Raw genomic sequence first — 12,975 nt, forward strand, 5'->3', positions numbered from 1 at the left:
CGTCCAGCGAGGAGAGTGAGCATGTCGATTGGCCCCACCCCCGCCCGCCGATTGACAGGGAGTCCATTACGCCGAGCGGTCGTCTCCGGGCTGGTCGCGCTCGGCGTCGCCGTCGCGACACTCGTCGCACCGGCCACACCGGTCCAGGCCGCACCGGGCGACGTCGTACTCGGAGACTTCGAGAACGGCGTCACCCCTTGGTTCACGGCGACCAGCGGCAGCACGACCGCGTCGCTGACCGTGACCCCGGACGCGCCGGCCGGCGGCAGCGGCTCCGCCCGTCTCCAGGTGAACGCGCCCAGCGGGACCGCGGAGATGGCGCGCGGCATCCCCTCGATCGACGCTCGCTCGCTGACCTTCGCCCTGCGCAGCACCCAGCTGAAGGGCATCGTCGTCCGGATGATCGACAGCACCGGGCAGGCGCATCAGCAGACTCGCCCGCTCACTCCCGGATCGCAGTGGCAGACCGTCACGGTGAGTGATTTCGCCCCGGCCGGCGCGGCGGAGTACATCCACTGGGGCGGTGCGAACGACGGCGTCTGGCACGGGCCGCTCAAGCACCTGTCGCTCCTGGTCGACGCGTTCCGCGTCGTCAACGGCCCGGCCGCGACGATCGACGTGGACGACGTGACCGCGCGGGGCCCCGCGCCCGACCTCGCGATCGTTCCGACGACGACCGGTAACGCGTTCACCACCGGGCAGGAGGTGTCGTTCGGCGTCCACACCGCGGCGAAGTCCCTGGAGTGGACCGTACGCGACGTCGACAACGCTGTGGTGACCTCCGGTGCGAAGGAGACCTCGCAGCTGGGGGGCACGCTGACGCTCGGCGAACTGCCCACCGGCTGGTACTCGGTCGATCTCGTGGCCGTGCAGCCGGACGGTCGGCGCGTCGCGGGCGGCACCGACGTGTCGGTGCTCCCCGCGTCCGACGCGCGCGAGGAGCGCATCGGAGTCGCGACGCATTACGGGCAGGCCTGGTCCACCGACACGATCCCGCTCATCGCCGACGCGGGAGCCGGTTTCGCCCGGGACGAGGCCTATTGGGCCCAGGCGGAGAAGGTCAAGGGCACGATCGACTTCCCCGCGAAGGTGGACGCGTACACCGCCGCGCTGTCGAGGAACAACCTCCAGTTCTTCGACATCCTCGCGTACGGCAACAGCCTCTACCACGAGGGCGAGGCGCCGGCCACGCAGGCCGGGCGGGACGCGTTCGCGAACTACGCCGACGTCTCGGTCGCCACGTTCGGCACGGACGACACCTTCTACGAGGTCTGGAACGAGTGGAATCTGCGCGACCGGACCGGGCCCGCCGGCGCGACCGCGGCGAACTACGCGGCGCTGCTGGCGACGACCGCCGATCGGGTCCGCGCGGCTCATCCCGGCGCGAAGCTGGCCGGCCCGGCGCTGGCCCCGATGGACGAATGGTCCAAGTGGGTGGACGACTTCATCGCCGCCGGCGGCCTCGACGACCTCGACGCGTTCACCACGCACCCTTACGACTTCGCCGCCGAGCCGGAGTCGTTCATGGATCACGTGGGGGTGATCCGGGCGAAACTCGACGCTGCCGGGCGCCGCGACATGCCGATCTGGCTCAGCGAGCACGGATGGCACACCTCCGACACGCCGCTCGGCGCCGACGAGAAGTCGCAGGCCCGCAATCTGTCCCGTGCGGAACTGCTGGCCCTCGGCAAGGGGATCGGCAAGTACACCGTCTACGACTTCAAGGACGACGGCACCGACCCGAAGAATCCCGAGCACCGCTTCGGCATCATCCGCAACGAGAACGACCCCCGAGGCGCGTACACCCCGAAGCCGGCCTTCGTCGCGCAGGGCATCCTGACGCGCCAGACCGACGACCGCGAGGTCCGGCAGGTGCCGGCGCTCGGCAGCGGGCGCTTCGGCGTGGAGTTCGGCGCCCGCCCCGGCGAGCCCGCCGCCACGCGCATGCAGGCCCTGTGGGCGCTGAAGCCGGAGACCTGGAGCATCAAGGCGGCGGGCGAGGTCAAGGTGACCGACCTCTACGGCGCCGAGGCGACGCTGCGGCCGGACGCCGACGGCCGGGTCCACGTCGCCGTGGGCAAGGACCCGGTGTATCTCACCGGAGAGGTGGGAGAGGTGTCCGCGCAGTCGCCGTACGCGCTCACGGTCGGCCAGGCCATCGAGGGTCTCGCGCCCGCGGCGAAGTGGACGGTCGCCGCGGGGGACCGGGCGCTGGACGTGTCCCTGCGAACCGGCGCCGGCACGACGTCGGCGCAGGTGGCGAAGGGTGAGACCCGGTCGGTCGCCGTCACGCTGCCGCCGGCGGGCGTGGGCACGCGTACCTGGACCGCCGAGGTCCGCGAGGGCGATCGCACGGTCGGGCTGCTCGCGGCGACCGCCGACGTGGTGGCCCGGCTCGGGCTCACCGGTACGCACGCGCTCAACGCCACCGGGGCCGGCCTGCTGCGCCTCACCCTCGTGAACCGCGGCGCCGAACCGGTCAAGATCGACGGGATCGACTGGACCGTGGGCTCGTCGAGCGGCCGGGCGCTGCCCGGCACCACTGTCGCCGGCGACGACAGTGTCTCCGTCGACGTGCCGCTGTCCGAGCTCGGTGCCTGGTCCGCCACCGCCACCGGTGACGCGACCGCCACCGCGCGCGGGACCCTCGTCGGCGCGGATCCGGTCGATGTGGCGTTCCGCCCGGTGCGGGTGGACGGCAAGCTCGACGATGCCGTAGCGGTCCTTCCTGCGCAGACGCTCGGTGCGGCCGAGCAGGTGATCAGCGGCTGGGCGGGCGATGAGGATCACAGCGGCCGTCTCTGGCTCACCCACGACACCGGGCGCCTGTACCTGACCGCCGTGATCACCGACAACGCGCACGCCCAGCCCGCTCGGGCCATGAACATCTGGCAGGGCGACAGCGTCCAGCTCGGTACGACGCCGGGATGGCCCGGCGAAGGCGCCGTACCGGTCAGCGAGATCGGCACGGCCCTCACCGGCGCCGGTCCGGTGGACCTCGCGCGCTGGTTGCCCGCGAACGCCACGACCGAGGGGCTCGCGTCGGCGGTGACGCGTGACGAAGTCGCGAAGACGACCACGTACGAGCTGTCGGTTCCGTTCGGCGCGATCGGCGTGAATCCCGGCAACGGGATCTTCTCGGCGACCGTCGCCGTCAACGAGAACGACGGCGCCGGCCGGCGCGGATGGAGCACGTGGGGCAAGGGCGTGGCGGAGTCGAAGGACCCCGCGAAGTTCCGGCCGTTGCGCCTGCTGGCGGCCCCCGCGGGCAACGTAAAGGTGAAGGCCACGGCGCTGTCGTCCTGCCTGTCGTCCCCGCCGCGCCTCACCGTCGTGGCGGTGAACCAGGAGAAGGTGCCGATCGACCTCCGCCTCGTGACGCCGCTCGGCGAGAAGGCGTACCCGCGGGTCGCGCCGGGCCGTGCGGTCCTGCACACGTTCTCCGGCACGGGCAAGGAACTCGCGGGCGGAACCGCGGTGGTTTCCGCGTCGTACCTGGACGCCGGCGGGAACTTCGCCTATCAGGACCGTGAGCTCGACTACCGGCGAGTCACCTGCCGGGTCTGAACGCCTGGCAGGGCCATCCCGGGTTCGCCCCAGAAAGGCGAACCCGGGATGGCGCGCGCCCTGAAAACCGCGAATTCGGCGGCCGATACGGGATAACGCGGTGATTGACACGCTCCGCGATCTTATGGTCTGCTACGAAAGCGGTTTCGCAACTGACTTTGCTGAGATCTTTAGGACTGCTCTTGACTGATTCCGCCTCGCCCGTGAAGCCCGCGCGCGTGCTGGTCACCGGTGCGGACGGCACCATCGGCCGGCCGGTCGTGGAGGCACTGCTGAGTGCGGGCATCTCCGTGACGGCACTCTCGACCGCATGGTCAGGGCCGTCGCGGGCCGACCGGGTGTTCACCGGTGACGCCGCCGACGAGACTCTGGTCCGGCAGGCGCTCGAGGACGTGGACGCCGTCGTGCACCTCGCCGCCATACCGCACCCCGGCCTGGGGACCGCGCGCGAGGTGTTCGTGGGCAACACCTCGGCCACCTTCACCGTGCTGAACGTCGCCGGCGAGGTCGGCGTGCGCCGCGCCGTCATCGCGAGCTCGATCAACGCGTTCGGCGTTCCCTTCAACCGGCACGATCTCACTCCCGCCTACTACCCGCTCGACGAGTTGTCGCCGGTCGCGCATGACGACGCGTACTCGCTGTCCAAGTGGGTCGATGAGCAGACCGGGGCCTGGGCGCACAGCCGCTGGGGGATCGCGGTGGTGGCGTTGCGCTTCCCGCTAGTGAGGGATCTTCCCGAACTGCGGGAGATCGCCGCGCGGTTGAGCCGGAACCCGGTCGAGCAGGCGCGTCTCGCCCGGGAAGGATGGGCGTACCTGGCGATGGCCGACGCGTTGGACGCGGTGCTGCGCGGGCTGACGCACCCGATCTCCGGGATGCACACCTTGCTCCTGGCGGCGGAGGACACCATCGTGGGGGAGCCGACGGACCTCCTGCTCGATCGCTTCGCCCCCACGAGCGAACGCCGCCGCGACTTCCCGGGGCGCACCGCCCCCATCGACACCGCTGCCGCCCGCCGCGTCCTCGGATGGGTGCCGCGGCACCGGCTCGGCGACCCGAGCGGCCCGATCAACGCGACCTTCCAGGAGACGCCGGCATGAGCGACGACACGACGGCATTCGCACAGCCGTGGGACGCGCCCGACGACGTGCGCATCACGGGCGTCCGGGCGATCGCCACCGCCCCCGAGGGCATCCCGCTGCTGGTCGTGAAGGTGACCACCAGCGACGACGGCCTTTACGGGCTCGGCTGCGCCACGTACACGCAGCGGTGGCGCGCGGTCGCCTCGTACGTCGAGGATCATCTCGCCAGGCTCGTCGTCGGGCGATACCCCGGTGACATCGAAGACCTGGTGCGGCTGGCCCGCTTCGCCGGCTACTGGCGTGAGGGGCCGGTGGGCAACAACGCGATCTCCGGGCTCGACCAGGCGTTGTGGGACATCGCCGGCAAGCGGGCAGGGAGACCCGTTCACGAGCTGCTGGGAGGCAAGGTACGCGCCGCCGCCGACACGTACCTGCACGCGGGCGGGTCGTCGATCGAGGAGACCCTCGACCAGGCCGAACGCCTCCGCGAAGCCGGGCTGCGGCACATCCGGCTCCAGGTCGGCCAGTCGGGCCGTGGCACCTACGGCGCTCCTCCGACGGCTGAGGTCAGCGAGGCGTCCGCGCCGTACCCGGGCGGGTGGCGCGTGCCGGAGTACCTGCGGCGTACGCGGGAGCTGTTCGCCGCCGCCCGTGAGCGCTTCGGCGAGGAGATCGAGCTGCTCCACGACGTGCACTCCCGGCTGACCCCGAAGCAGGCGATCGTTCTCGCCCGCGCGCTCGAGCCCTATCGGCTCTTCTTCCTCGAGGACGTCATCGCCCCCGAGCACTGGGATCGCCTGCCGGAGGTGCGTGCCGCCTCTCCCGTGCCGCTCGCGGTCGGCGAGCTGACGACCTCGGTGACGGATGCCGCGCGCCTGGTCCTCGGGGGCGGCGTGGACTTCATCCGCTCCCATGTGTCGGACATCGGCGGGCTGACCGCCGCGCGCAAGATCGCCGCAGCCGCCGAGCTCGTCGGCGTCCGTACGGCCTGGCACGGTCCAGGCGACACCTCGCCGATCGGCGCCGCCGCCAATGTCGCGCTCGACGTGACGAGCCCGGCCTTCGGCATCCAGGAAGGGCACGTGTACGGCGAGCCCGTGCACGAAGTGTTCCCAGGTACCTTGCGCATCCAGAACGGCTGGTTGCGCCCGAACGAAGCTCCCGGCTGGGGCATCGATCTCGACGAGTCCGCCGCCGCCCGCCACCCCGCGGGGCTGTCGGGACACGATGCCTGGGCTGCCCGCGTCCGAGGCCTGGACGGAGGACTCATCGCCCCCTGACCGCAGCACCGCGACAACACCAGCACAAAGTACTGAGGAGACCCATGCCCCCCACAAATGTCCGGAAATTTGCTGCCGCCCTCAGTGCCAGTGCTGCAGCGTTCGCTCTCACTACGGGTTGTGGCGCCGAGAGCCCGTCGCAGCCCGGCTCCGTTTCCATCACCGTCGCCGGTCAGCCCACCCAGGAAAACCCCGATCAGCTCAAGGCGTTCAAGCGTAAGATCACCGACTTCACCAAGGCCAACCCCGGCATCACGGTCACCGGTGACGAGTCCTCGTTCGACGTGAACACCTTCCAGGCGCTGGTCGCGGGCGGGAAGCTGCCCACGGTGTTCTACGTGCCCTTCACGGAGATGCAGGGGATCATCGCCCGGCAGCAGGCCGCGGACATCACCGGCTACGTCGGCGCGGACGCCGCCGTCAAGCGGGTCAACCCGTCGATCCTGAAGGTCGCCACGAGCCCGGACAGCCATGTCTACGGCGTTCCCGTCCAGGCCTACAGCATGGGGCTGCTGTACAACCGCGCCCTGTTCACCAAGGCCGGGCTCGACCCCGACGCGCCGCCGAAGACCTGGGACGAGGTGCGGGCCGCCGCGAAGGCCATCCATGCCAAGACCGGCGTGCAGGGCTTCGGCGCCATGACCAAGGACAACACCGGGGGCTGGGTGCTCACGACCATGAGCTACGCCTTCGGGAGCAAGATCCAGTCGGATGACGGCAAGCAGGCCAACCTCAACAACAACGCCACCCGCGCCGCGCTGGAGTTCTACCGCTCCCTGCGCTGGGACGACGACACCTTCGGGTCCGACTTCCTCATCGGGTACAAGGACATCACGAACGCCCTGGCCAGCAGCAAGGTCGGCATGATCGTGCAGGGTGCGGACACGTACACCCCGGTCGTTCAGTCTCTCGGGATGAAGCCGGACGACTTCGGCCTCGCCCCGATGCCGCAGGCGCCCGGGGGCCTCGGCACTCTGGGCGGCGGGTCCGTGGCCATCATCAATCCGAGGGCCTCGGCGGAGGAGATCAAGGCCGCGCTCAAGTGGATCGAGTTCGCCGAGTTCAACAAGTACAACAACGAACAGGCGGCCGTCACGGGCGCCAAGGCCGCCGTCGCCGACAAGCTGCCGGTGGGCGCACCGGTGCTCCCGCTCTTCGACCAGGCCACCACCGACCGGTATCTGACGTGGGTGAAGGATTACGTCAACGTGCCGCGCGAGCACTTCGCGGCGTACTTCGACTCGGCCAAGACGCTGCCGCTCGTGCCCGAACCGGCGGCGAAGGCGCAGGAGACGTACGGAATCCTCGACAACGTCGTGCAGGCGGTGCTGACCCGACGGGACGCCGACATCACCGCCCTGCTCGACGACGCTCAGAAGAAGGTCCAGTCCGCGATCGACGCGGGCTGAACCGTCGCCTCCCGTCGCGCCGGCCGGTGCGACGGGAGACGACAGTGCAGAAAGGCGCCTCCGGAACGATGACGGACGCAACCATTCCCCCGACGACAGAGCGTTCGCGCGGTGTCGTGCGCTGGGTCCGCCGCGGCGGACTCTCGACATTGATCTTCTTCATCCCCCTTCTCGCGTCATTCGGGCTGTTCTCCTGGTGGCCGATTCTCCGCTCCCTGCTGCTCAGCCTGCAGCGCACGAACTTCCTCACCTCCGAATGGGTCGGGCTCGACAACTTCGCCCGCGTCCTGAAGGACCCTCTTCTGCTGACGGCGACCTGGAACACCCTGTGGTTCTCGATCCTGGCCTTCGTGATCGGGTTCCCTGTCCCGGTGCTTCTGGCGGTCTTCATCGGCGAGTTGCGGCGCGCGCGCAGGATCGCGTCCGCGCTCGTCTACCTGCCGGTGATCTTCCCGCCGGTCGTCGCCGTGCTGCTGTGGAAGGCGTTCTTCGACCCCAGCCCCAAGGGGGTGTTCAACACCGTCCTGGGCTGGTTCGGCCTCGGCCCTGTCCCCTGGCTGAACGACGGCGATCTGGCCATGCCGTCGATCGTGCTGCAGGCGACGTGGGCGTCGTTCGGCACCGCCACGATCATCTACCTGGCGACGCTGATGAGCATCCAGACCGAGTTGTACGACGCCGCCGAGGCCGACGGAGCAGCGGTGTCGCGCCGGTTCTGGCACATCACCCTGCCCCAGATGCGGGGTGTCCTTCTGGTGATGTTCCTGCTCCAGGTCATCGGCACGTTCCAGGTCTTCACCGAGCCGTACATCATGACGAACGGCGGTCCGGAGAACCGCACCGTCACGATCTTGATGCTCATCTATCGTTACGCCTTCATCTCGGGCGACTACGGCCGAGCCACCGCGTTGAGCGTCCTGCTGGCAGTCGTCCTCTCGGCCCTGTCCGCCGTGTACCTCTGGGCGACCAGACGCTGGAGCACCTCATGACCACCGAAACCGCTACGTCCGAACGCGGCATCCTCTCCTTCCTCGATCGTCGCAGACCTGTCGTCCGCGTCTCGGTCGCGGCGATCGGCACGCTCGTCATCGCCGGCCTCGTGATCCTCTGCGCGGGCCCGCTCTTCTGGCTCTTCAAGGCCGCCACGTCAACCACCACCGAGACGCTGTCGGCGCCGTTCTCCCTGTGGCCCAGCGGCATCCACTGGGACTCGTTCGTTCAGGTGTGGACACGCGTCGACTTCGGGCGATATTTCTGGAACACGCTCGCGCTCATGGCCGGGTCGCTGTTCCTGGGGCTCCTCGTCGCCACGACCGGCGGCTACGGTCTGGCGGTTCTCCGGCCGAAGTACGCCAAGGCCGTGTTCGCGGCGCTCCTCGCCACCCTGTTCATTCCCGGCGTGATCTCCCTTGTGGCGCTCTACCTGACCGTCATCGACATTCCGCTCGTCCATGTCAGCCTGCTGGGCTCGATGTGGGCGGTGTGGCTCCCGTCCTCGGCCAACGCCGTCAACGTGCTGCTCATGCAGCGATTCTTCGCCAACATCCCCCGGGAGCTCTTCAACGCGGCCCGCATCGACGGAGCAGGACCTTTCAGGATGTTCTTCTCCATCGTCCTGCCGATGTCACGCCCGATTCTCGGCGTCGTCAGCCTCCTCACGCTCGTCGGCTCCTACAAGGAGTTCCTCTGGCCGCTGCTGGTCCTGCCGAACCCGCAGGACCAGCCGATCTCGGTCGCGCTGCCGAGGCTGCAGAGCTCCATCGACTTCTCACAGTTCATGGCCGCGCTCTTCATCTCGGTCATCATCCCCGTCGGTCTCTTCCTCGCCCTCCAGCGCCAGTTCCTGCAGGCGGCAGGCAACGCCGGCGCGCTCAAGGGCTGAGCCGACGCCTCGTCCGCACCCGCTCCAAGGACACCGATGCCCCACTTCGACCTGCCCATCGACCAGCTCCGCGCGTACCGGCCAGAGGTCCGGGTCCCCGCCGGCTTCGACACCTTCTGGCGGCAGACGCTCGCCGACGCCCGGAAGGCGGGCGGAGATCCGCACTTCACCCCGGCCGCGACGCCGCTCGTCGGATGCCACGTCCTCGACGTGCGTTTCCCGGGGTTCGCCGGCGACCCGATCGCCGGCTGGCTGCTCCTGCCACCCGGCGACGGGCCCCACCCCGCCGTCGTGCAGTTCCTGGGTTACGGGGCAGGCCGCGGACTGCCGCACGAGTACCTTCCGTGGGTCGCCGCCGGATACGCGTGCTTCGTGATGGACTCGCGTGGCCAGGGCTCCGCGTGGGGAGTCGGCGGTGCCACTCCCGACCCGCACGGGTCCGGGCCGGCGGCGAACGGTGTCATGACCCGCGGCATCGAGGATCCCGGGACGTACTACTACCGGCGGCTGTTCACCGACGCCGTCCGTGCCGTCGACGCGGTGCGCCGGCACCCGTCCGTGGACGCCACCCGCGTGGCGGTGTCCGGCGGGAGCCAAGGAGGCGGCATCGCGCTCGCCGCCGCAGGCTTGTCGGAGGACCTCGTGGCCGTCTTCGTCGACGTGCCGTTCCTGTGCCATTTCGAGCGCGCCGTCGGCTTGACCGACCGCGAGCCGTACGCGGAGATCACGCGCTATCTCGCCGTGCACCGCGAGAGCGCCGAGCGGGTCTTCGACACGCTCTCGTATTTCGACGGCGTGAATCTGGCGGCCCAGGCCACCGCTCCCGCCCTGTTCTCGGTCGCGCTCATGGACCAGACCTGCCCTCCGTCGACGGTGTTCGCCGCGTTCAACGCCTACGCGGGCCCCAAGGAGATCACTGTGTACTCGTTCAACGGCCACGAAGGCGGAGCCGCGGCTCAATGGCCGCGGCAGGTTGCCCTCCTGGCAGGGACGGCACGGGCATGAGCGCGCGCTTCGGGGTCAACTACCTGCCGCGGGAGAACTGGTGGTATGCCTGGGCAGAGGACGATGACGACGCGTTCGCGGAGGATCTCCACCAGATCGCCTCGCTCGGGTTCGACCATGTGCGCGTGCAGTGCCTGTGGCCGCTCTTCCAGCCCAACCCGTCCTGGGTGTCGCCGCGCGCGCTGCGCCGCCTCGTCCGCCTGCTCGACCGTGCGGCGGAGAGCGGGCTCGACGTCTGCGTGACCGTGCTGAACGGCTGGCTGAGCGGCTTCGACTTCCGGCCGTCCTGGCTGAAGGACGTCGATCCCTTCACCGACGCCGCGGCCGTCAGCGCCGCGGAACTGCTCGTCGGCGCCGTCTCGCGAGCGGTCGAAGGCCACCCGGCACTCTGGTGCGTCGATGTCGCGAACGAGCCCAACGTCCTCATGCGCCATCTCAAGCCAGGCGAAGGCGAGGCCTGGGCCGCGAGAATGCTCCGCGCCGCTCGTGCGGCCTCCGTGCCGGTCACCGTGGGAGTCGACCATGTGCCGTGGATGAGCGATGACGCCCCGATCGGGCGGGCGTTCGTGGCCGGCGCGTGCGATCTCGTCCCGGTGCACGCGTGGCCGTTCTTCACCGGTGCCCTCGCCCGGGTCGGGGAGGAGCGCGCCTGGGCCATCCCCGACTATCTCGCGCAGGTCGCCCGCGCGACCCCTGGCGCCGCGGGCAAGCCGGTGTGGATCCAGGAGCTCGGGGTTTCCCCGCTCTGGCTCACGGACGTGGCCGTGGAGGACTTCGCCGAGCGGATGCTCCGGCGTGCCGCCGCGGTCCCCGGACTGGGCGCCGTCACCTGGTGGGCGTCCCACGACATCAGCCGCCGCTTCACCGGCTTCGACGAGCTCGAGTACGGCCTGGGCCTCATCGACGCCGAAGGACGGGTGAAACCGATCGGATCGCGGGTGGCCGAGGTGGTCGCGGAACTGCGTGACCGGCCACGCGGACCGGCGGCGGCGGAGCCGACGATCGTCCTGCCCGCCGGACGGGCGCCTGACATCGACTTCGCCGAAGGCTGGTTCGCGTGCATGGAGGCGACCGCCGGACCCGCAATCGTTCATGAAAGGGGCATGTGATGAGCGAACGTACGCTTCACCCGGACCTTCTGGTCGTCGGAGGAGGGCTCGGGGGAGTCGCCGCCGCGTTGACGGCGGCGCGCCTCGGCATCCGGGTGGTGCTCGCCGAGCGGTCGGACTGGCTCGGCGGTCAGCTGACCACGCAGGCGGTTCCGCCGGACGAGCACCGGTGGATCGAGACCGAGCTCGGATCCGGGTCGTACCGGGAGCTCCGCGACACTGTCCGCGCCCACTATCGCCGCCTCTATCCGCTTGCGCCGGACGCGGCCGCGGACCCGCAGTTGAATCCGGGGCGAGGCAACGTCTCGCGGCTGTGTCACGAACCGAGGGTGGGCGCGCTGGCGATCGAGGAGCTGCTGTCTCCGCACCTCGCCTCGGGCGCGATCACCTTGCTGCGGGAACACGACGTGGTGAACGTGGACCGCCGCGACCGGCAGATCGCCAGCGTGCGGCTGCGCAGCCGGGAAGGCGACCTCGTCGAGGTGACCGCCCGCCTCGTGGCCGACGCCACCGAAGAAGGCGACCTCCTGGAGCAGGCCGGCATGTTCTTCACGATCGGGGCGGAGTCGCGCGACGACACCGGCGAACTCCACGCACCGCCGGAGCCGGATCCACGGGATCAGCAGGCGGTCACCTGGTGCGTGGCACTCGAATATCGCGACGGCGAAGACCACACCATCGACAGGCCCGGCGACTATGAGCACTGGCGCGACACCGTGGACCCCCGCTGGCCCGGCCCGCAGCTGTCCTGGAAGGACATCGTGCCCGATACGGGTGAGGTGCGGTGGCGGCCGCTGTTCGCCCACTCGCCCGAGCAGGCCGTCCACACCGGCGCCGACGACCTGTGGCACTACCGCCGGATCCTGTCGCGGCAGAACCTCGACCCGAGCTTTCCCGGTGGCGAGATCACGCTGGTGAACTGGCCGCAGATCGACTACTGGGAGCGTCCGCTGCTCGGCGTGAGCGCGGAGGAGCGCGAGCAGGCGCTGGCGGAGGCGCGCTCCCTCACCCGCAGCTTCGTCCACTGGATGCAGACCGAGGCCCCGCGCCACGACGGCGGCACCGGCTATCCCGAACTGCGGCCCAGGGGCGATGTCACGGGCACCTCGGATGGCCTGGCGAAGGAGGTGTACATTCGCGAGTCACGCCGGATCCGTCCCCTGTTCCGGGTGACCGAGGCGCACATCGGGGTGGAGATGCGGGGACCCGGCGAGGGGAGCGCCCTTTTCGAGGACAGCGTCGGCATCGGCCACTACCGCATCGACCTGCATCCCAGCACCTCCGGCCGAGGCTATGTCGACATCGACTGCTTCCCGTTCCAGATTCCGCTCGGAGCCCTCATCCCGGTCGACGTCGACAACCTCGTCGCCGCGAACAAGAACATCGGCACCACGCATGTCGCCAACGGCGCGTACCGGTTGCACCCGGTCGAATGGTCCATCGGCGAGGCGGTCGGCGCTCTGGCGGCCCAGGTCGCCGAGACGGCCCAGACACCGGCGCAGCTCCGGGCCGATCCGGGGAGCCTCCGCCGCCTGCAGCGGCGTCTTCGTGATGACCTCGGTGTCACTCTCGAGTGGCCCGACGACATCCGCACCGGTCGGTCCGCGAGCTGAGTTCCCCAGCATGAGGGCCGGCATGAGG

General features: G+C 70.1%; 9 protein-coding genes. All 9 read left to right on the forward strand.

Going from position 1 to position 12,975, the window contains the following annotated elements; all coding sequences use genetic code 11:
* Positions 1-21: 21 nt before the first annotated feature.
* The 9 genes from ACWDX9_RS04915 (at position 22) to ACWDX9_RS04955 (ending at position 12,947) form a co-directional block, all read left to right on the forward strand.
* On the forward strand, positions 22-3,567 hold the full coding sequence (locus tag ACWDX9_RS04915; RefSeq protein WP_449949164.1) for a hypothetical protein: 3,546 nt from the start codon (positions 22-24) through the stop codon (positions 3,565-3,567).
* A gap of 182 nt (positions 3,568-3,749) precedes the next feature.
* Positions 3,750-4,667: an NAD-dependent epimerase/dehydratase family protein gene (locus tag ACWDX9_RS04920; RefSeq protein WP_449949167.1), complete on the forward strand. Its 918-nt coding sequence runs from the start codon at positions 3,750-3,752 to the stop codon at positions 4,665-4,667.
* Positions 4,664-5,929: an enolase C-terminal domain-like protein gene (locus ACWDX9_RS04925; protein WP_449949170.1), complete on the forward strand. Its 1,266-nt coding sequence runs from the start codon at positions 4,664-4,666 to the stop codon at positions 5,927-5,929. Before ACWDX9_RS04920 ends, ACWDX9_RS04925 begins: the two co-directional genes overlap by 4 nt.
* Positions 5,930-5,973: 44 nt before the next feature.
* Positions 5,974-7,338, forward strand: coding sequence for an ABC transporter substrate-binding protein (locus ACWDX9_RS04930; RefSeq protein ID WP_449949173.1), 1,365 nt, complete (start codon positions 5,974-5,976; stop codon positions 7,336-7,338).
* Positions 7,339-7,487: 149 nt separating this feature from the next.
* The gene (locus tag ACWDX9_RS04935) at positions 7,488-8,327 is read left to right on the forward strand and encodes a carbohydrate ABC transporter permease (protein ID WP_449900969.1); all 840 of its coding nucleotides are present in this window, start codon (positions 7,488-7,490) and stop codon (positions 8,325-8,327) included.
* Positions 8,324-9,220 carry a carbohydrate ABC transporter permease gene (locus ACWDX9_RS04940; protein ID WP_397373429.1) on the forward strand — a complete coding sequence of 299 codons (897 nt, stop codon included), beginning with the start codon at positions 8,324-8,326 and terminating at the stop codon, positions 9,218-9,220. Before ACWDX9_RS04935 ends, ACWDX9_RS04940 begins: the two co-directional genes overlap by 4 nt.
* A gap of 36 nt (positions 9,221-9,256) precedes the next feature.
* Positions 9,257-10,225 (forward strand): acetylxylan esterase, encoded by a 969-nt coding sequence (locus tag ACWDX9_RS04945; protein WP_449949176.1) that lies wholly within the window; start codon positions 9,257-9,259, stop codon positions 10,223-10,225.
* The gene (locus ACWDX9_RS04950; protein ID WP_449949179.1) at positions 10,222-11,334 is read left to right on the forward strand and encodes a hypothetical protein; all 1,113 of its coding nucleotides are present in this window, start codon (positions 10,222-10,224) and stop codon (positions 11,332-11,334) included. The genes ACWDX9_RS04945 and ACWDX9_RS04950 overlap by 4 nt, the downstream gene beginning before the upstream one ends.
* Positions 11,334-12,947, forward strand: coding sequence for an FAD-dependent oxidoreductase (locus tag ACWDX9_RS04955; protein ID WP_449949182.1), 1,614 nt, complete (start codon positions 11,334-11,336; stop codon positions 12,945-12,947). Before ACWDX9_RS04950 ends, ACWDX9_RS04955 begins: the two co-directional genes overlap by 1 nt.
* Positions 12,948-12,975 lie beyond the last annotated feature (28 nt).

This window comes from Nonomuraea sp. NPDC003201 (assembly GCF_053590415.1).